This is a genomic window from Streptomyces sp. R818 (assembly GCF_056172735.1).
Map to the genome: position 1 here is coordinate 587,084 of NZ_JAOCNE010000014.1, position 16,828 is coordinate 603,911.

Genomic DNA, 16,828 nt, shown 5'->3' on the forward strand with positions numbered 1-16,828 from the left:
CCTGTCCGTCCTTCAACTCGCCATCGGCGCGCTCACCCTGCTCACCAACGCCTTCTTCGTCGGCGCCGAGTTCTCGCTCATCTCCGTACGCCGCGACCAGATCGAACCCCGCGCCCAGGAGGGCGAGAAGCGGGCCCGCGCCACGCTGTGGGCCCTGGAGCACATCTCCGCGATGCTGGCGACGGCCCAGCTCGGCATCACCGTCTCGTCGCTGGTCCTCGGCGCGGTCGCCGAGCCCGCCATCGCCCACCTCCTCGAACCCGCCTTCGAGGCCGTGCACGTGCCGCACGCCGCCGTGCACCCGATCTCGTTCGTCATCGCCCTGACCGTGGCGACCTACGCGCACATGCTGTTCGGCGAGATGGTCCCCAAGAACATCGCGCTGGCCGCGCCCGTGCGCACCGCGCTGCTCCTGGCCCCGCCGCTCGTCGCCGTCACCCGCCTGGTCAAGCCGGTCGTCTTCGGCATCAACTCCTTCGCCAACAGCCTGCTCCGGCTGCTGAAGGTGGAGCCGAAGGACGAGGTCGACGCCGTCTTCACCGACGACCAGCTCGCGCGGATGGTGCTCGACTCCAGCGAGGCAGGGCTGCTCTCCTCGGCCGACGGCGAACGGCTGCGGGACGCCCTGGAGCTGGGCACGCGGCCGGTCGGCGAGATAGTCGTGCCCGCGCAGCGCATGCGGACCGTCCCCGCGGACATCACGCCCGCGGGCCTGGAGCGGATCGCGGCGGGCGCCGGTTTCTCCCGCTTCCCGGTCACCGGCCAGGACGGCACGGCGCTCCTCGGCTATCTGCACATCAAGGACACCCTCGGCCGCGCCGACCGCGACCTGCCCTTCCCGCGCGCGGCCCTGCACCCGCTGACCCGGGTCCGCATCGACACCCCGCTCGACGACACGCTGACCGCGCTGCGCGCCCAGGGCAGCCACCTCGCCGCCGTCACCGGCGACAAGGGGACGGTCATCGGCTTCGTGACGATGGAGGACGTCCTGTCGGAGCTGGTGGGGCCCGCGGCACCGACCGGCGCCTGAAAGGTATGCTTCATTCATTGCGCAAGTAAGTAAGTGATCAGCAACGTATTGGAGGCAGTTCCGTGGGTCTTTCGCTGGCCAAGGGTGGCAACGTTTCCCTCAGCAAGCAGGCGCCCGGCCTGACCGCCGTCCTCGTCGGCCTCGGCTGGGACGTGCGCACCACCACCGGAGCCGACTACGACCTCGACGCCTCGGCGCTGCTGTGCGGCGCGGACGGCCGGGTCCTGTCCGACGGCGACTTCGTCTTCTACAACAACCTCAAGAGCCCCGACGGCTCGGTCGAGCACACCGGCGACAACCTCACCGGTGAGGGCGAGGGCGACGACGAGTCGGTCAAGGTGAACCTGGCGGCCGTGCCCGCCCAGGTCGACAAGATCGTCTTCCCGGTCTCCATCCACGACGCCGAGTCCCGCGGCCAGAGCTTCGGCCAGGTCCGCAACGCCTTCATCCGCGTCGTCAACCAGGCCGACAACCAGGAGATCGCCCGCTACGACCTCTCCGAGGACGCCTCGACCGAGACCGCCATGGTCTTCGGCGAGCTGTACCGGCACGGCGCCGAGTGGAAGTTCCGCGCCGTCGGCCAGGGCTACGCGTCCGGGCTGCGCGGCATCGCCCTCGACTACGGCGTCAACGTCTAGGGCGCACGACAATTCACGGGCGCCGCTTGCGGCGGCGCGTTACCGTGGCTGGCATGAACGTCAAGGGCCTGTGCACCACCGCGGCGACCGCGCGAGCGACCAGCTCGCCGGTTGCCGCCGCCTGACGTTCTTCCTCTCATCCATCGGCGACCGGAGACGGCCCGCCGATGGATTTCTGGTCCCGGGACCAGTTCCCGCCGGATCGCGCGGGCCCGTGTCCGGTGCCTCCCGCTCATCCGAGAAGGAGCCACCCCCGTGAACACGCAGCACACGCTCACCACCGACAGCGTCATCCGGACGTTCGTCGACTTCTACGAGGACCGCGGCCACCGGCGCATCACCGGCTCCACCCTGCTCCCGCCGCCCGGCGACCCCGTGCTCTTCACCACCTCGGGCATGCACCCCCTCACCCCGTACCTGGAGGGGCGGCCGCATCCCCAGGGGCGGCGCCTGGTCAACGTACAGCGGTGCCTGCGCACCACCGACGTGGACGAGATCGGCGACCCCACCCACCTCACGGTCTTCGAGATGCTCGGCACCTGGTCGCTCGGCGACTACGAAGGCCCGCAGAGCCTCACCTGGGGATACGACCTGCTCACCGAAGGGCTCGGCGTCGATCCGGGCCTGCTGCACGCCACCGTCTTCGGCGGTGACGAACAGGTGGGACGGGACACCGGCTCCCTGCGGGTCTGGCAGGAGCGCGGAGTGCCGGTGGAGTGCACCGTCGAGGACAACTGGTGGGACAACGGGCCGACAGGACCCTGCGGACCCGACTCGGAGATCTTCCTGTGGACCGGCGACACCCCGCCGCGCTCGACGCCCACCCGGGACGAACGCTGGGTCGAGGTGTGGAACCACGTGATGATGCGCCACCGCCGCCTGCCCGACGGCTCCCTCGTCCCGCTGCCGCAGCGCAACGTCGACACCGGCCTCGGCCTGGAACGCCTCGTCTCCCTCCTCCAGGGCAAGGACTCGGTCTACGAATGCGACGTGTTCGACCCGTGGCGCCGTGAGGTGCCGGGCGTGTGGCAGCTCGACGAAGCCTCCTGGCGCCTGGTCACCGACCATCTGCGCTCGGCCGTCGTGGTCGTCGGGGACGGTGTGCGGCCGGGCAGCACCGGCCGCGGCTACGTGCTCCGCCGCCTGCTGCGCCGCGCCCTCACGGTGCTGTGGCGCGACGACGCCCCGCGCGAACTGGGCGACCTGCCGCAGGAGTTGGTGCGCCACACCCTCGATCACTTCCGGCAGCCGACGGACCCGGACGAGGTGCGGCGGGTCCTCCTCGACGAGGAACGCCGTTTCGGACAGCTGCTGACCCGCGGCCGCCAGGTGCTCGCCCGGCCCCGCTTCCGGGGCCCGCTCGACGAGGAGGACCTGCACTACCTGCACGACACGCACGGCCTGCCGCGCGACCTCGTGCTGAGCCTGCGGCGGCAGGAAGGCTCGCCGCAGGAGGGCTAGAGGCGGTCGGCCCGTACGTCGCCGTTGACGGTCGCCAGCGTCATGGTGCGCGCGGAGCCGTCGTCGGCGGCGGGGAGGGCGATCGCGGGGTGGCCGTTGTCCGTCGTGGCGTCCACCCGGTAGCCGGGGGCGTCGTGCGGGACGGCGACGTCCACCGAGCCGTTCACGGTCCGCGCCGACACCCGGCGCGGGGCGGTGGCGCAGTCGAGCGTGACATCGCCGTTGACCGTGCGCACGCCGAGCGCCGAGGCGCGTACGGAGGTGGTGTGCACGGAGCCGTTGCGGGTCACGAGGCGCAGCGAGGCGTCGTCCGCGCCGGAATCGGCCACCGTGACGTCACCGTTGACGGTGGTCAGGTCGAGGGGACCGGTCAGCCCGGCGGCGTCGACGCCCGCGTTGCGGGCGGTGACCGTCACGGCGGTTCCCGCGGGGACGTCGATCTCCGGCATCCGCGGACACGGCCGGCCCGAGGGGTCCTGGTCGCGGCAGTCCAGGTCGAGGACGCGGGTGTCGTCGTGGCGCGACCAGTGGTGGGCGACGGCCTTGTCGACGCCCACCACGTCGCCGTCGGTGGGCCGCAGCCGCACCCCGTTCTCCGTGGTGATCGTCAGCCGGAGTCCGGAGGCGGCCAACTCGGCGCCGGGCGCCGCGTCATGCCCGTCCCCGTCGTTCCCGCCGCACCCCGCGAGGACGGGGATCATCGCAAGGCCGATCGCCGCGGCCGCCAGGCGCCGGGCGGCTGGATTCGTCGCTGCTCTCATTCCGGCCGCTTGCCCCGCACCGGGGACGGCACGCGCCTGTCCCGGAGCTTCCGGTGCGTCGCATGATGGGGGGCGTGCGCTGTGCGGGCCGGGGTAGGCGCCCCGCACACGAGCCGCCGCCGACGCGCGGCCCGAGGACCGAGGGACCGAGGGACCGAGATGGAGCGAGCGCGGGTGACCTTCCCGGCGCGGTGGACCGCCGGTGACGTCCTGGTCGTCGACGTGGCCGGGGCGTTCGACGACGCCGGGACGTTCGACGACGCGGTGGCGGCCGAGCTGTGCGGCCTCTTCGCGCGGATGGCACGCACCGGGCACCGGCTCTTCGCGGTGGACTTCCTGGGCGTCGAGCGCTGCACGGCGGGCGCGGTGCGGCAGTTCGTCGCGACGGGGCTGGAGACGGAGGGGGAGCCGGACGGCGGCTGCGTCGCGCTCGTCGCGAACGGCGCCGCGCGCTCCGCCCTGCGCGCCGCCGGAGCGGACCGTCTCACGGGCGGCCTCCACGCCACCGTCACGAACGCCGTCAAGGCCCTCCACCCGGCGGCCCCGGAGGAGCTGGGGGAACCGGCGCCCTGAGCCGGAGATGTCAGGACGTAGGGTCGCGCAGCGGATCTCGGCTCGTGCTGTCGCCCAGCGCCTCCCGCACCGCCGCCTCCGCGTGCAGCCGCGCCGTCGGGAAGACGGGGACCGGGCTGTCCTCCGCGCCGATCAGCAGCTCGATCTCCGTGCAGCCCAGGACGATGCCCTGCGCGCCCGCGGCCACGAGCCCGGCGATGACCTCCTGGTACGCGGCGCGCGAGGTGTCACGGACGATGCCCAGGCACAGCTCCTCGTAGATCACGCGGTGCACGAGGGCGCGGCCCGCCTCGTCGGGCACGAGCACGTCGAGGCCGTGGCCCGCGAGGCGGCCGCGGTAGAAGTCCTGCTCCATCGTGAACGCGGTGCCGAGCAGCCCGACCCGTTGCGCGCCCGCCGCGCGGACCGCGTCCGCCGTCGCGTCGGCGAGGTGCAGCAGCGGGACGGATGTGGCCGCCTGCACCGCGTCGGCGACCTTGTGCATCGTGTTCGTGCAGAGAAGGAGGAGATCGGCGCCGGCCGCCTCCAGACTCCGGGCCGCCGCGCCGAGGACCCGCCCTGCCTCGTCCCAGTCGCCCGCGACCTGCAACCGCTCGATCTCCGCGAAGTCGACGGAGTACAGCACGATCCGCGCCGAGTGCAGGCCGCCGAGCCGCTCCCGCGTCAGCTCGTTGAGCAGCCGGTAGTACTCGGCCGTGGACTCCCAGCTCATGCCGCCGATCAGGCCGATGGTCCTCATGGGCGACAGGGTATTGTGCGCTCCGGTACTGCCCGACACGGGGTGCCCCGCGCCATGACGGGGCTGAGATCACACCCGTAGAACCTGAACCAGTTAGCACTGGCGGAGGGATGTCAGCGAATGTCGATGCCGCATGTTTCCACGGATGCGCACGCTTCCACGGAACCGCACGCGTCCGCCTTCGACGGGCGGATGCCCGCCGCGCCCGGTGACTGGCGGCCCGAGGCGCGGGGCATCGCCCCCGTCCCCGAGAGCCACCGGTACGGCGGCGCCGGACGGCTGTTCACCGTGTGGTTCGCGCCCAATCTGACGATGAGCGGCGTCTTCACCGGCACCGTCGGCATCGCCCTCGGCCTGGACTTCGCCACCGCGCTGGCCGCCGTGGTCCTCGGCACGGTGCTCGGCGCCGTACCGACCGCGTACCTCGGTACGTGGGGGAGCGCCACCGGCGCCGGTCAACTGCCGCTCGCCAGGCTGGCGTTCGGCCGGGGTGTCGTCGTCCCCGGCACCCTGCAGTGGCTGTCCTCCATCGCCTGGGACGCGCTCATCGGACTGTTCGGCGGCGACGCGCTCGCCCGGCTCTGCGGCTGGCCGTTCTGGCTCGGGGCGCTCGTGATGATGGCCGCCCAGGGCGCGTTCGGCGCGCTCGGCTACGAGGCGATCCACCGCCTGCAACAGTGGATGACGGCCGTCCTCGCGGTCGCCTTCTGCGCCCTCGCGCTGCGTCTCGCGCACGCGGGAGTCACCCCGGCGGACCACGGCAGCGCCCACGGGGCCGACCGCATGGGCGCGTTCGCGCTGACCACCACCATCGCGCTGAGCCTGGCCATCTCCTGGGCGCCGTACGCGAGCGACTTCAGCCGCTATCTGCCGCGCGCCACGTCCCCGGTCCGGATGTTCTGGTGCATCCTCGCGGGCGTCGTCGTCTCCTTCACGGCCGTGCAGGCGCTCGGGCTGTGGGGCGCCTCCGTCTTCACCGACCAGACCGCGCAAGGCGTCGACACCCTGCTCGGCGGCAGTGTCCTCGGCTCGGTCGGCCTCCTGGCCGTCGCGCTCGCCGCGCTGTGCAGCAACGCCATGAACGACTACAGCGGCTCGCTCGCCCTCCAGACCATCGGTGCCAGGCTGCCCCGCCCGCTCGCCGCGGCCCTCGCCGCCGCGCTCGGCTTCCCGCTCGTGCTGTGGATGCACGCCGCCGACACCGCCGCCCGCTTCCAGAACGTCCTGCTGTTCGTGGGCTACTGGATCCCCGGGTTCGTCGCGGTCGTCCTCGTCGACTGGCGCGCCCGTGCCCGCGTGCGGGGCGGCGCCCCCGTCGACCTCGCGGCGGAGGAGACCCGGCGGCAGCCGCTCCTTCCCGCCTTGGTCGCGTTCCTCGCCGCGTTCGCCGCCACCGTCCCCTTCATGAACACGTCGCTGTACGTCGGACCGGTGGCGGAGGCGCTGCACGGCGCGGACCTCGGCTACTACGTGGCGTTCGGCACGGCCCTGCTCGTGTACGCCCCGTTCCGGCTGCGCCGAGGCTGACCGGACGCCTGTTCGCCTGTCTCGCCTACGATGCGCCGGGTGTGCGCAAACGTCATGGTCGCCGAAGACGACGAGAAGCAGGCCGAGCTGGTCCGCCGCTACCTGGAGCGGGAGGGCCACGCCGTCACCGTCGTACGGGACGGGCGGCAGGCCATTGAGGAGGTCCGGCGCAGGGAGCCCGACCTCCTCGTCCTCGATGTGATGATGCCGCGGACCGACGGCCTCGACGTCGTACGGGTGCTGCGGGCCGAGGCGCGGGAGGTGCCCGTCCTGATGCTGACCGCGCGCTCCACCGAGGACGATCTGCTCCTCGGCCTCGACCTCGGCGCCGACGACTACATGACGAAGCCGTACAGCCCGCGCGAGTTGATGGCCCGGGTGCGGACCCTGCTGCGCCGCACGCGCCGGGGCGCCGCCGGGGGTCCGGTGTCCGCGCGGCTCACCGTCGGCTCGCTCGTCGTCGACCCCGACCGGCACGAGGTGGCCGTCGACGGGGCGGCTGTCGAGTGCACGCCGGGCGAGTTCCGGCTGCTCGCGGCGATGGCGGCCGAACCCGGCCGGGTCTTCAGCAGGGAGCTGCTCCTCGCCGAACTGCACGGCTTCGACCGGTACATCAGCAATCGCACGGTCGACGTCCACGTCATGAACCTCCGCAAGAAGATCGAACCGGAACCGCGCTGCCCCGTCCGGCTGCTCACCGTCTTCGGCGTCGGCTACAAGCTGACGGACCCGGCGAAGGGCGCCCGCGATGCGTCGGCGTAGGACCGTCGACGGGCCGCGGACGGGCCGGCCCCCGCTGCGCAAGAGCCTGCGCGGACGGCTCCTCGGTGTCTCCGTCCTCGTCGCCACCTGCTCGGTGGCGGCGACGGCCTGGCTCGCCGTGCAGACCACGTCCGGCGCCATCAAGCAGGAGCAGGGCCAGAACCTCGCCGACGACACGAGGATCTACGACACCCTCCTCGGCTACGCCGCCACGCACCCCCGCTGGGACGGCGTCGACAAGGTCGTCCGCGACCTGGCCGACACCACCGGCCGCCACATCACCCTGACCACGCAGGCCCGCGAACCCCTCGCCGACTCGGCCGGGCACACGCCCGCGGTGACTTTGCCCGCGCAGGCGTCCGCGACCGTCGACCCGCTCTCCGTCGACACGGCGCTCGCCTCCGCCGGCACCGGGGCACAGGACGCGGCGGCGGACCGCATCGACGCGCGCGCGGTCGGCCCGTTCGCGCTGCCCGCCGCGGAACGGACGACGCTGCGCGGCATCGCCGAGCGGAACAAGGCGTGCCTGCGCTCGCTCGGCATCGCCGCCGACGTCATTGTGGGCCCGAGCGGACGCCCCAAGGTCCAGCCGGTCGGTTCGGCCGCCGAGGAACTCGGCTACGACAAGTGCGTGACGGGCGCGCTCGACGAGCCGACCAGGACCGAGGCCAAGGCGCTCACCGCGTTGACCCGGCTCACCAACTCCTGCCTGAAACGACAGGATCACGACCGCGTCGACCTCGCCCTCGACCTCACCTGGCAGCAAGGGCCGCGCGCGGTCGCGGCCAAGCGGCTGGCCGCCGAGGAGGCGGCCCGCTCCACGGCCCCGCGCCCGGTGCCGTCCCCCGCTCCGGCCGAGACCGCGCGGGACGACCGCACCGTCGCCACCTGCGTGGGCACGGCCCGGCGCGAACAGCTCACCTCGTACGTCGCCGCGCCCGTGCTCCTCTTCATCGGCGACCAGGGCGGCGCCACCGTCCCCGGCTTCGACCTCTCACCCCGCAACACCGCGAAGATCGCGGGCGTCGCCGCCCTCGTCCTCGCCCTGACCGTCGGCGCGTCCGTCCTGGCGGGCAGGCGCCTGGTCCGCCCGCTGTACGCGCTGACCGGCGCGGCCCAGCGGCTCAAGGACGGGCACGAGACCCAGCCGGTGCCGGTGACGACGGACAACGAGATCGGCAGGCTCGCGGCGGCGTTCAACGACATGTCGGCGCACCGCACCCGCCTGGAGGAGCAGCGCAAGGCGATGGTCAGCGACGTCGCCCACGAACTGCGCACCCCGCTCAGCACCATCCGGGGCTGGCTGGAGGCGGCGCAGGACGGCGTCGCCGAGCCCGACCCCGCGTTCATCGACTCACTCCTCGAAGAGGCCGTCCAGCTCCAGCACCTCATCGACGACCTCCAGGACCTGGCGGCGGCCGACGCGGACGCGCTGCGGCTGCACCCGCGAGCCGTGCGGGTCGAGGAGCTGCTCGGCCAGGTCGCCGCGGCGCACCAAGTCCGCGCGGAGACGGCCGCCGTGACCTTGTCGGTCGATCAACCGTCCGCGCCGCTGCCGGAGTTGCGCGCCGACCCCGTACGGCTGCGCCAGGCCGTCGCCAACCTCGTGTCGAACGCGATCCGGCACACGGGCCCCGGCGGCACGGTCACCCTGCGGGCCCGCGCGGACGGTGCCGACGTCGTGGTGGAGGTCGCGGACACCGGCAGCGGCATCTCCGCGGCGGACCTGCCGTACGTCTTCGACCGGTTCTGGCGCGCGGACAAGTCCCGCAACCGGCGCACCGGCGGCAGCGGACTCGGCCTGTCGATCGTGCGCAAACTGGCGCAGGCGCACGGGGGTTCGGCCGGCGCGGTCAGTACGGAGGGCGAGGGTTCGGTGTTCACGCTGCGGCTGCCGGTCGCGGGCCCGGCCGCGAGGTCCTGAACCTCCCCGAATCCCTTTCTGAACCCGGCCCTGAACCTCCCTGATGCGATGACCACAGCGGTCTGACAGCTTCTTCACAACTCCGCGCGAGCCTGAGGCTGCCGGTCAAGGGCGGACGCCGCCCGACGGTCGGCAGGGCGCGGCCGACCGGTCGCGCGCGTCCAGGAACGGAGTTCACACGATGTCCCACCGAGGTTCCCACCGCCGGCCCCGCCGCTCCGCCGTCCGCACCGCCGCCGTCGCGGCGGCCGTGACCGCCGGGGTGCTCGCCCCGGCCGGTGCCGCGCTCGCCTCCGACACGACGCCGAAGCCGGTGGCGAGCGAGGCCGCCGCCGCGGAGAAGGCCGACAAGGCGTCCCCCGTGCCGTCGACGCGCGAGGACGAGGTCGCGCGCAAGCGGGCGGCCGCGGAAGAGGCGGAGCGGGCCGACAAGACGAGCCCCGCCCCGGCGGCGCCGGGCAGCGACGAGGCGCGCAAGCGCGCGGCCGCCGCGGCGGCACCGCGCGGCGCCGTGGCCGCGGGCGAACGGCCCGTCTCCGACACCGGCACCGACTCCACCACGCTCGCCACGTCGCTCTCGGCGGCGGCCCTCCTGGCGGGCGCGGGCACGCTGGTGCTCCGCCGCCGGGCCTCGCAGCAGCGCTGACACCGGTCCCTTCCGGGTGGCGCCGCCGCCGGCCGTACGGAGACGGCGGCGCCACCACCCTGCTTTCCGCCCCAGGAGTCACTTGTGCACCAGTCGACGCGGCGCGCGGTCGTCGCCCTGCCTCTGCTCGCTCTGTTCATTCCGCTCGCGGCGTGCGAGTCCGGGACCGGCGCCCGGGTCAGCGGGGACGCCCGCGGCGTCGAGTCGCCCGCCGGACAGGCCCCCGTGGCCGAGGAGTCCGCGCCCGGGGGCCCCGCTCCCAGCCGGGTGACCATCCCCTCCCTCGGCGTTGACAGCGCGCTGCTGCCGCTCGGCCTGAACCAGGACGGCACCGTCGAGGTCCCGCCCGCCGAGCAGGGCATGACCGCCGGCTGGTACACGGGCGGCCCGGTGCCGGGCGAGCGCGGACCCGCGGTGATCATCGGGCACAACGACACGAGGTTCGGCAAGGCCGTCTTCCACGACCTGCACAAGCTCCGCGAGGGCGCGGACATCACGGTCCGCAACTCCGCCGACAGGACGGCCCACTTCACCGTCACGGCCACCGAGACCGTCAGCAAGAAGGCCTTCCCGACGCGCAAGGTCTACGGCGCCACGAACACCCGCGCCCTGCGTCTGATCACCTGCGACGGGACCTTCGACGCGCAGGGGCACCCGGTGGACAACCTGATCGTGTACGCCGAACTGGACCCGGCGGCGTAGCTCACCGGAACGGCCGGAAGAAGGCCCGCAGTTCCTCCGCGTACCGCTCGGGCTCCTCGAACGCCGCGAAGTGGCCGCCGCGCTCCGGTTCCGTGAAGCGGACGAGGTTCGTGGTGCGTTCGAGCCAGGCGCGCGGCGGGCGGACGACGTCGCCCTGGAAGATCGAGAAGCCGGACGGCACCTCGACCCTGCGGGTGCGCTGCTCCGTGTCGATCGCGGCGTTCGCGTGGTACATCCGCATCGACGAACCGATCGTGCCCGTCAGCCAGTACAGCGTGACGTTGGTGAGGATCTCGTCCTTGGTGAAGCTGCGTTCGATGTCACCGCCGCCCCCGCTCCAGGCCCGCATCTTCTCGACGATCCACGCGGCGAGCCCGGCGGGGGAGTCGGTGAGGCCGAACGCGGCGGTCTGCGGCTTGGTGCTGTGCATGGCGCCGTAGGCGCCCTCGCGCGCGCCCCACACCCTGACCTCCTCGAACCAGGCGCGCTCCGCCGGCGTCAGTTCGGCCGGGTCGCCGGTGAGGACGGGCAGCCCGCCGTCCGTGCGGTGCACGGCCACGACCCGGTCGGGATGGTCGAGCGCGAGGTAGCGGCTCACGTGGCTGCCCAGATCGCCGCCGCAGGCGCCGAACCGCTCATAGCCGAGTACGGACATCAGCTCGGCCCACAACCCGGCGACCGCGATCGTGTCGAGCGGCGCCCCGGCGGGGCGGTCGGAGTAGCCGAAGCCCGGGTTGTCGGGGACGACGACGTCGAACGCGTCGGCGGGGTCGGCGCCGTGCGCCCCTGGGTCGGTGAGCAGCGGAATCACCTTCGAGTACCGCCAGAAGGAGTCCGGCCAGCCGTGGCTGAGGACCAGCGGGAGGGCAGGACCGTCCGGGGCGACGGCCCGCGCGTGCACGTAGTGGATGCCGAGGCCGCCCAGGCGTACGCGATAGCGGGGCAGCCGGGCGAGGGCCTCCTCCTGGGCCATCCAGTCGAAGCCGTCGGCCCAGTGGGCGACCAGTTCGCGCAGGTAGTCGAGGTCGGTGCCGAGCGACCATCCGGCGTCCTCCGGCGCGTCCGGCCAGCGCGTGGCACGCAGCCGCGCGCGAAGGTCATCGAGGGCGCCGGGCTCGGTCTCGGGGATGAAGGGTTCCGGGCGGGGCGAAGTCTCCGACGGCATGGGCCGCATGCTAACCGGCGCCCGCCGGGCCGGCTGCGGAGTGGGGGATCGCCCGTCTCGGAACGGACCGCGCCGGGCTGCTCGGTGTGAGCAGCCCGGCGCGCGGTCGGCCGTGTGAGGGGCGGGGTCAGCGAGCTGTCCGGCCCGTCACCAGGCGGTAGATCACCAGCACGATCACCGATCCGACGATCGCCGCGATCCATGTGGAGAGGTGGAAGAACCCGTTGATGGAGTGGACCCCGAAGATGACCTTGCCCAGCCAGCCGCCGAGGAGTCCGCCCACGATGCCGATCAGCATGGTGACGAGGCAGCCGCCGGGGTCCTTGCCCGGCATGAGTGCCTTGGCGATCGCTCCCGCGATGAGCCCGATGAGGATCCAGGCGATGATGCCCACGAGATGGTCCTTCCGTTTCGTTTCACGTCGTCCGTGCCGTCGATATCTGCGGTGCGAAAGCCGCCGGGTGAGTCTGTCCGCCCCGCCGATCGGCTCCAGCATCCGTTCTTATGTCCCCGTTCGCCCGTCGTACACAGGACGAAAGTCCCGCCCGGTTGCCGCGCCATTACGGCCGACATAATTTTGCGCCGAGGCGACTTTCAGGGCTGACGGCCAAAAGCGGCACCCGGCACAGGGAGACAAAGCCTGATGGTGAAAGGCTCTCCGCACGAAACACGCAGGTCCAGCGCTGCGACGGACCGTATGGTGCGCACCGTTCTGCGGCGCCGCAAAAAAGCGCTCAGCGCCGAGGACGTGACCGTCTCGGACCGTCCAGCAGTGCGGCGCGCGGTGACGGCGGCCGCGCTCGGCAACACCATGGAGTGGTTCGATTTCGGGGTCTACGCCTATTTGGCGGGCACCATCGGTAAAGTCTTCTTCCCTTCCAGCTCGCCGGGCGCCCAGGTGGTCTCCACGTTCGCCACGTTCGCCGCGGCATTTCTCGTCCGGCCGCTCGGCGGACTCGTCTTCGGACCGCTCGGCGACCGTATCGGCCGCCAGCGCGTGCTCGCCGCCACCATGATCATGATGGCGATCAGCACCTTCGCCGTCGGCTGTCTGCCGACGTACGCCTCGGTCGGCTTCGCCGCCCCGCTGCTGCTCCTCGTGTGCCGCCTCGTCCAGGGCTTCTCCACCGGCGGCGAGTACGCGGGCGCCACGACGTACATCGCCGAGTACGCGCCCGACCAGCGCCGCGGGTTCCTCGGGAGCTGGCTCGACTTCGGCACCTTCGTCGGCTACTCCCTCGGCTCGGGCCTCGTCACCGTCCTGACCCTGACCCTGGGCACCGACGGCCTGGAGAGCTGGGGCTGGCGCATCCCCTTCTTCGTCGCGGGGCCGCTCGGTCTCATCGGCCTCTACATGCGCATGAAGCTGGAGGAGACCCCCGCGTTCAAGCAGGAGGCGGCCTACGCGGCGGCCGAGGGCGAGGACGGCGACGGCGAAACCGACCCCGTCGAGGCGGCCCGCCAGTCCGGCAAGGGACGCCTCAAGGAGATCTTCACCCAGCACTGGCAGGCCGTGCTCATCTGCATGGGCCTCGTGCTGCTCTACAACGTCACGAACTACATGGTGACGTCCTATCTGCCGACCTACATGACCGTGACGCTGGGCGAGAGCGACACCACCGCCCAACTCCTCGTCCTCGGCACCATGCTGCTCGTGGTGCTCACCATCACCGTCGTCGGCCGCAGCTCCGACCGGTGGGGCAGGCGCCCCATGTTCATGGGCGGCTCCATCGCGATGATCGTCCTCGCCGTCCCCGCGTTCATCCTGATCAGGGAGGGCGGCATCCTCTCGCCCGCCTTCGGCTGCGTACTCCTCGGCCTGCTCCTCGTCGTCTTCGCCGGAACCTCCGCGTCCACTCTCCCGGCTCTGTTCCCGACCCGGTTGCGCTACGGCGCCCTGTCCATCGCCTTCAACATCTCGGTCTCCGTGTTCGGCGGCACGACTCCGCTGTTCGCCTCCTTCCTCGTCGACACGACCGGCAACACGCTGGTGCCCGCGTACTACCTGATGGTGGCCGGAGCGGTCGGGCTCGTCTCCACGTTCTTCCTGCACGAGACGGCGGGCCGGCCGCTGCGCGGCTCCGGGCCGATGGTCGAGACGGCCGCGGAGGCCCGCGCGCTCGTGGCCCGCAGCCGCACCGACGCGGGGCGGCACGCCCGCGACGTCTGGCTGCGCGTACGGCACCCGCTCGGCGGCCGGAGCCGCGCCAGGAAGTCCGACGGCAAGGACCGCAAGGACCGCAAGGACCGCAAGGACTGACGTTCGAGCGTGCGGCTGTCGGGAACGGGCCGTCTCATCCGGCGTTTAGCGGGCACACGGTGGGGACCTCCGAAAATGACCTCACAGCCATGGAGCCCTGACGATGGACGATTCCTCCCTGCGCGCGGTCGGGTGGGCCCGCTCCCTGCCGCTGAGCAGCGGTGTGAAGGCGGCCCGGGACTGGACCCGCGACCACTTGCGCGCGCTCGGCTGGCTGGACGACGCGCCGGACACGGTCGACGCGGTCCTGCTCGCCGTCTCCGAGCTCGTCACCAACGCGCACGTGCACGCCAAGAGCACCGCCCTGCTCGTCCTGACCTGGGACGGCGACTGCCTGCACGTCACCGTGCACGACTCCTCGCCGAGCCCGCCCAAGCCGCGCACCCCGGACGAGGACGCCCTCGGCGGCCGCGGCATGCTCCTGATCGACGCGCTCGCGGAGACCTGGGAGGCCCATCCGTGCCCGCGCGGCAAGGACGTCACGGCCTGCTTCCGGCCGGACTTCGTGGCCTGACCGGCCCCCGCCCGGTCACGCCTCGTCGCCGGTCAGGATGCGGTCCGGCGTCAGCGGCAGCTCCCGGAACCGGATCCCGGTGGCGTGGTGGACGGCGTTGCCGATGGCCGCGGCCGTGCCCACGATGCCGATCTCCCCGATGCCCTTGCTGCCCATCGGATTGACGTGCGGGTCGTCCTCCTCGACCCAGTGCGCCTCGATCGCGGGGACATCCGCGTGTGCGGGCACGTGGTACGAGGCCAGGTCGCACTCGGTGAAGTCGCCGAACGCCGCGTCCATGGTGCTGTGCTCGGTGAGCGCCATGCCGATCCCCATCGTCATGCCGCCGATGAACTGGGAGCGCGCGGTGAGCGGATTGAGGATGCGCCCGGCCGCGTACACGCCGAGCAGGCGGCGCACCCGGACCTCCCCGGAGACGGAGTCGACGGACACCTCGGCGAAGTGGGCGCCGAAGGAGTGCCGGGCGTAGTCGGTGTCCCGGTGGTCCGCGTCCGCCGTGCCCTTGGTGTCGGCCGTGACGCCGACGCCCTCCGCCGGCAGCGGCTCGCCCCGCCGCCGGGCCAGGGTCTCGGCCAGCCGCTTCCCCGCCTCGTGGACGGCCCAGCCCCAGGACGCCGTGCCCGAGGAGCCGCCCGCCAGCGGCGCGTCCGGCAGATCGCTGTCGCCGATCTCGATGCGGACCCGCTCCAGCGGCACGGCCAGGGCGTCGGCGGCGACCTGCGCCAGCACCGTACGGGCGCCGGTGCCGATGTCGGTGGCGTTGATCCGGATGTCGTAGCTGCCGTCCGGGTGGGCGTGGGCGCTCGCGCGGCTCGGGGACGCCATCGCCGGGTATGTCGCGGCGGCCACCCCCGTACCGATGAGGAGGGACCCCTCGCGGTGCGAGCGGGGCCGCGGGTCGCGCTCGGACCAGCGGAAGCGCCGGGCGCCCTCGCGCAGGCACTCGGCGAGGTGGCGGCTGCTGAAGGGCTTGCCGCTGTCCGGCTCGGTGTCCGTGTCGTTGCGCAGGCGCAGCTCGACGGGGTCCATGCCGAGGGCCGAGGCGAGTTCGTCCATCGCGGACTCGAGCGCGTACATGCCCGGGGCCTCGCCCGGGGCGCGCATCCAGGAGGGGCTCGGCACGTCCAGCGCCACGAGGCGCTGGGTGGTCCTGGCGTGCGGCGAGGGGTAGATGACCCGGGTCGGGGCGGTGGCCGTCTCGGGGAACTCCTTGATGCGGGAGGTGTGCGAGGTGACCTCGTGCACCACGGTGGTCAGGGTGCCGTCGGCCTCGGCGGCGAGCCGCAGCCGGTGCAGGGTGGGGGAGCGGTGGCCGACCACGGCGGGCAGATGGCGCCGGTGCAGGGCGAGTTTGACGGGCCGTCCGGTCACCTTCGCCGCCATCGCGGCGAGCACCGGCTGCGGCCGGGGCGTCCCCTTGGAGCCGAAGCCGCCCCCGACGTGGTCGGAGATGACCGTGATCCGCTCCTTGTCCAGGTCGAACAGGTCGCCGAGGGTGTCGCGCACCTTGGTGGCGCCCTGGCTGGAGTCGTGCACGGTCAGCCGCCCGTCCTGCCAGACGGCGGTCGCGGCGTGCGGCTCCATGGGGTGGTTGTGCAGCGGCGGCACCCGGTACGCGACGTCGACCCGGAACGGCGCGGCGGCGAACGCGTTGTCGGCCTCGCCGCGCAGATGCTCGCCCGACGTGCCGTCCGTGTCCTCGGGCACGTACGCGTCGGGGTGGTCGGCGCGCAGCTCCACGTCGTACGGCTCCTCGGCGTAGGTGACCCGTACGGCGGCCGCCGCCTCCCGCGCCCCTTCCAGGGTGTCGGCGACGACGAGCGCCACGAACCAGCCCCAGTGCGGGACCCGCGCGTCCTGGAGCACGGCGAGCGTCGCGTCCTCCGGCTCGGTCAGGCGCGGCGCGTTCTCGTGGGTGAGGACGCCGACGACCCCGGGGAGCGCGAGCGCCGCCGAGGCGTCGATCTCCGTCACCGTGCCGCGCGCCACCGTGGCGGGGACGGGCCAGGCGTAAGCGCAGTCCGGAGGCGTGTGTTCCGCGGCGTAGCGGGCGGCGCCCGTCACCTTGGCGGGGCCTTCCCTGCGCCCGGCGGGCGAACCGAGTGCGCTGACCGTGTCCGGCATGA

Annotated in this window: 16 protein-coding genes and 1 riboswitch; of the genes, 11 read left to right on the forward strand and 5 right to left on the reverse strand. The window is 73.0% G+C overall.

The features are described 5' to 3' along the window. Position 1 precedes the first annotated feature (1 nt). The 3 genes from N5I75_RS34385 (at position 2) to N5I75_RS34395 (ending at position 3,129) form a co-directional block, all read left to right on the forward strand. On the forward strand, positions 2–1,030 hold the full coding sequence (locus tag N5I75_RS34385) for a hemolysin family protein (protein WP_476684881.1): 1,029 nt from the start codon (positions 2–4) through the stop codon (positions 1,028–1,030). Between the two features lie 62 nt (positions 1,031–1,092). Next, a complete protein-coding gene (locus N5I75_RS34390; protein WP_476684065.1) occupies positions 1,093–1,668 on the forward strand; it encodes a TerD family protein in 576 nt (191 codons plus the stop codon). A gap of 255 nt (positions 1,669–1,923) precedes the next feature. Further along, complete coding sequence (locus N5I75_RS34395; protein ID WP_476684066.1) at positions 1,924–3,129, forward strand: alanine--tRNA ligase-related protein; 1,206 nt, start codon at positions 1,924–1,926, stop codon at positions 3,127–3,129. Here N5I75_RS34395 and N5I75_RS34400 read toward each other — a convergent pair. Beyond that, positions 3,126–3,890 (reverse strand): DUF4097 family beta strand repeat-containing protein, encoded by a 765-nt coding sequence (locus N5I75_RS34400; RefSeq protein WP_476684067.1) that lies wholly within the window; start codon positions 3,888–3,890, stop codon positions 3,126–3,128. The genes N5I75_RS34395 and N5I75_RS34400 overlap by 4 nt on opposite strands. A 159-nt stretch (positions 3,891–4,049) precedes the next feature. On the opposite strand from N5I75_RS34400, the gene N5I75_RS34405 reads away from it, so the two are divergent. Beyond that, positions 4,050–4,463 carry a hypothetical protein gene (locus tag N5I75_RS34405; RefSeq protein WP_476684068.1) on the forward strand — a complete coding sequence of 138 codons (414 nt, stop codon included), beginning with the start codon at positions 4,050–4,052 and terminating at the stop codon, positions 4,461–4,463. 10 nt (positions 4,464–4,473) lie between these two features. On the opposite strand, the gene N5I75_RS34410 is transcribed toward N5I75_RS34405, so the two are convergent. Next, on the reverse strand, positions 4,474–5,202 hold the full coding sequence (locus N5I75_RS34410) for an aspartate/glutamate racemase family protein (RefSeq protein ID WP_476684069.1): 729 nt from the start codon (positions 5,200–5,202) through the stop codon (positions 4,474–4,476). Positions 5,203–5,230: 28 nt separating this feature from the next. After that, a riboswitch (TPP riboswitch) is annotated at positions 5,231–5,330 on the forward strand. Here N5I75_RS34410 and N5I75_RS34415 point away from each other — a divergent pair. The 5 genes from N5I75_RS34415 to N5I75_RS34435 all read left to right on the forward strand — a co-directional run bounded on the left by N5I75_RS34415 (position 5,329) and on the right by N5I75_RS34435 (position 10,763). After that, the gene (locus N5I75_RS34415; RefSeq protein WP_476684883.1) at positions 5,329–6,729 is read left to right on the forward strand and encodes a purine-cytosine permease family protein; all 1,401 of its coding nucleotides are present in this window, start codon (positions 5,329–5,331) and stop codon (positions 6,727–6,729) included. (Overlaps the previous riboswitch by 2 nt.) Positions 6,730–6,759: 30 nt before the next feature. After that, complete coding sequence (locus tag N5I75_RS34420) at positions 6,760–7,491, forward strand: response regulator transcription factor (RefSeq protein WP_476684070.1); 732 nt, start codon at positions 6,760–6,762, stop codon at positions 7,489–7,491. After that, entirely contained in the window at positions 7,478–9,415 is a 1,938-nt protein-coding gene (locus N5I75_RS34425) for a sensor histidine kinase (RefSeq protein WP_476684071.1), read from the forward strand. Before N5I75_RS34420 ends, N5I75_RS34425 begins: the two co-directional genes overlap by 14 nt. A gap of 181 nt (positions 9,416–9,596) precedes the next feature. Further along, a complete protein-coding gene (locus tag N5I75_RS34430) occupies positions 9,597–10,061 on the forward strand; it encodes an LPXTG cell wall anchor domain-containing protein (RefSeq protein WP_476684072.1) in 465 nt (154 codons plus the stop codon). Between the two features lie 225 nt (positions 10,062–10,286). Beyond that, complete coding sequence (locus N5I75_RS34435) at positions 10,287–10,763, forward strand: class F sortase (RefSeq protein ID WP_476684885.1); 477 nt, start codon at positions 10,287–10,289, stop codon at positions 10,761–10,763. 1 nt (position 10,764) lies between these two features. Here the strand turns inward: N5I75_RS34435 and N5I75_RS34440 are convergent, their stop codons facing one another. Next, complete coding sequence (locus N5I75_RS34440) at positions 10,765–11,928, reverse strand: epoxide hydrolase family protein (protein ID WP_476684073.1); 1,164 nt, start codon at positions 11,926–11,928, stop codon at positions 10,765–10,767. Between the two features lie 127 nt (positions 11,929–12,055). Continuing rightward, on the reverse strand, positions 12,056–12,322 hold the full coding sequence (locus N5I75_RS34445) for a GlsB/YeaQ/YmgE family stress response membrane protein (RefSeq protein WP_476684074.1): 267 nt from the start codon (positions 12,320–12,322) through the stop codon (positions 12,056–12,058). A 303-nt stretch (positions 12,323–12,625) separates the two neighbouring features. Here N5I75_RS34445 and proP point away from each other — a divergent pair, with 303 nt between their 5' ends. After that, positions 12,626–14,188 carry a glycine betaine/L-proline transporter ProP gene (proP, locus tag N5I75_RS34450; protein ID WP_476684075.1) on the forward strand — a complete coding sequence of 521 codons (1,563 nt, stop codon included), beginning with the start codon at positions 12,626–12,628 and terminating at the stop codon, positions 14,186–14,188. 103 nt (positions 14,189–14,291) lie between these two features. Beyond that, on the forward strand, positions 14,292–14,702 hold the full coding sequence (locus tag N5I75_RS34455) for an ATP-binding protein (protein WP_476684076.1): 411 nt from the start codon (positions 14,292–14,294) through the stop codon (positions 14,700–14,702). A gap of 15 nt (positions 14,703–14,717) precedes the next feature. Here N5I75_RS34455 and N5I75_RS34460 read toward each other — a convergent pair whose 3' ends face one another. Further along, on the reverse strand, positions 14,718–16,826 hold the full coding sequence (locus tag N5I75_RS34460; protein WP_476684077.1) for a xanthine dehydrogenase family protein molybdopterin-binding subunit: 2,109 nt from the start codon (positions 16,824–16,826) through the stop codon (positions 14,718–14,720). Positions 16,827–16,828: the final 2 nt, after the last annotated feature.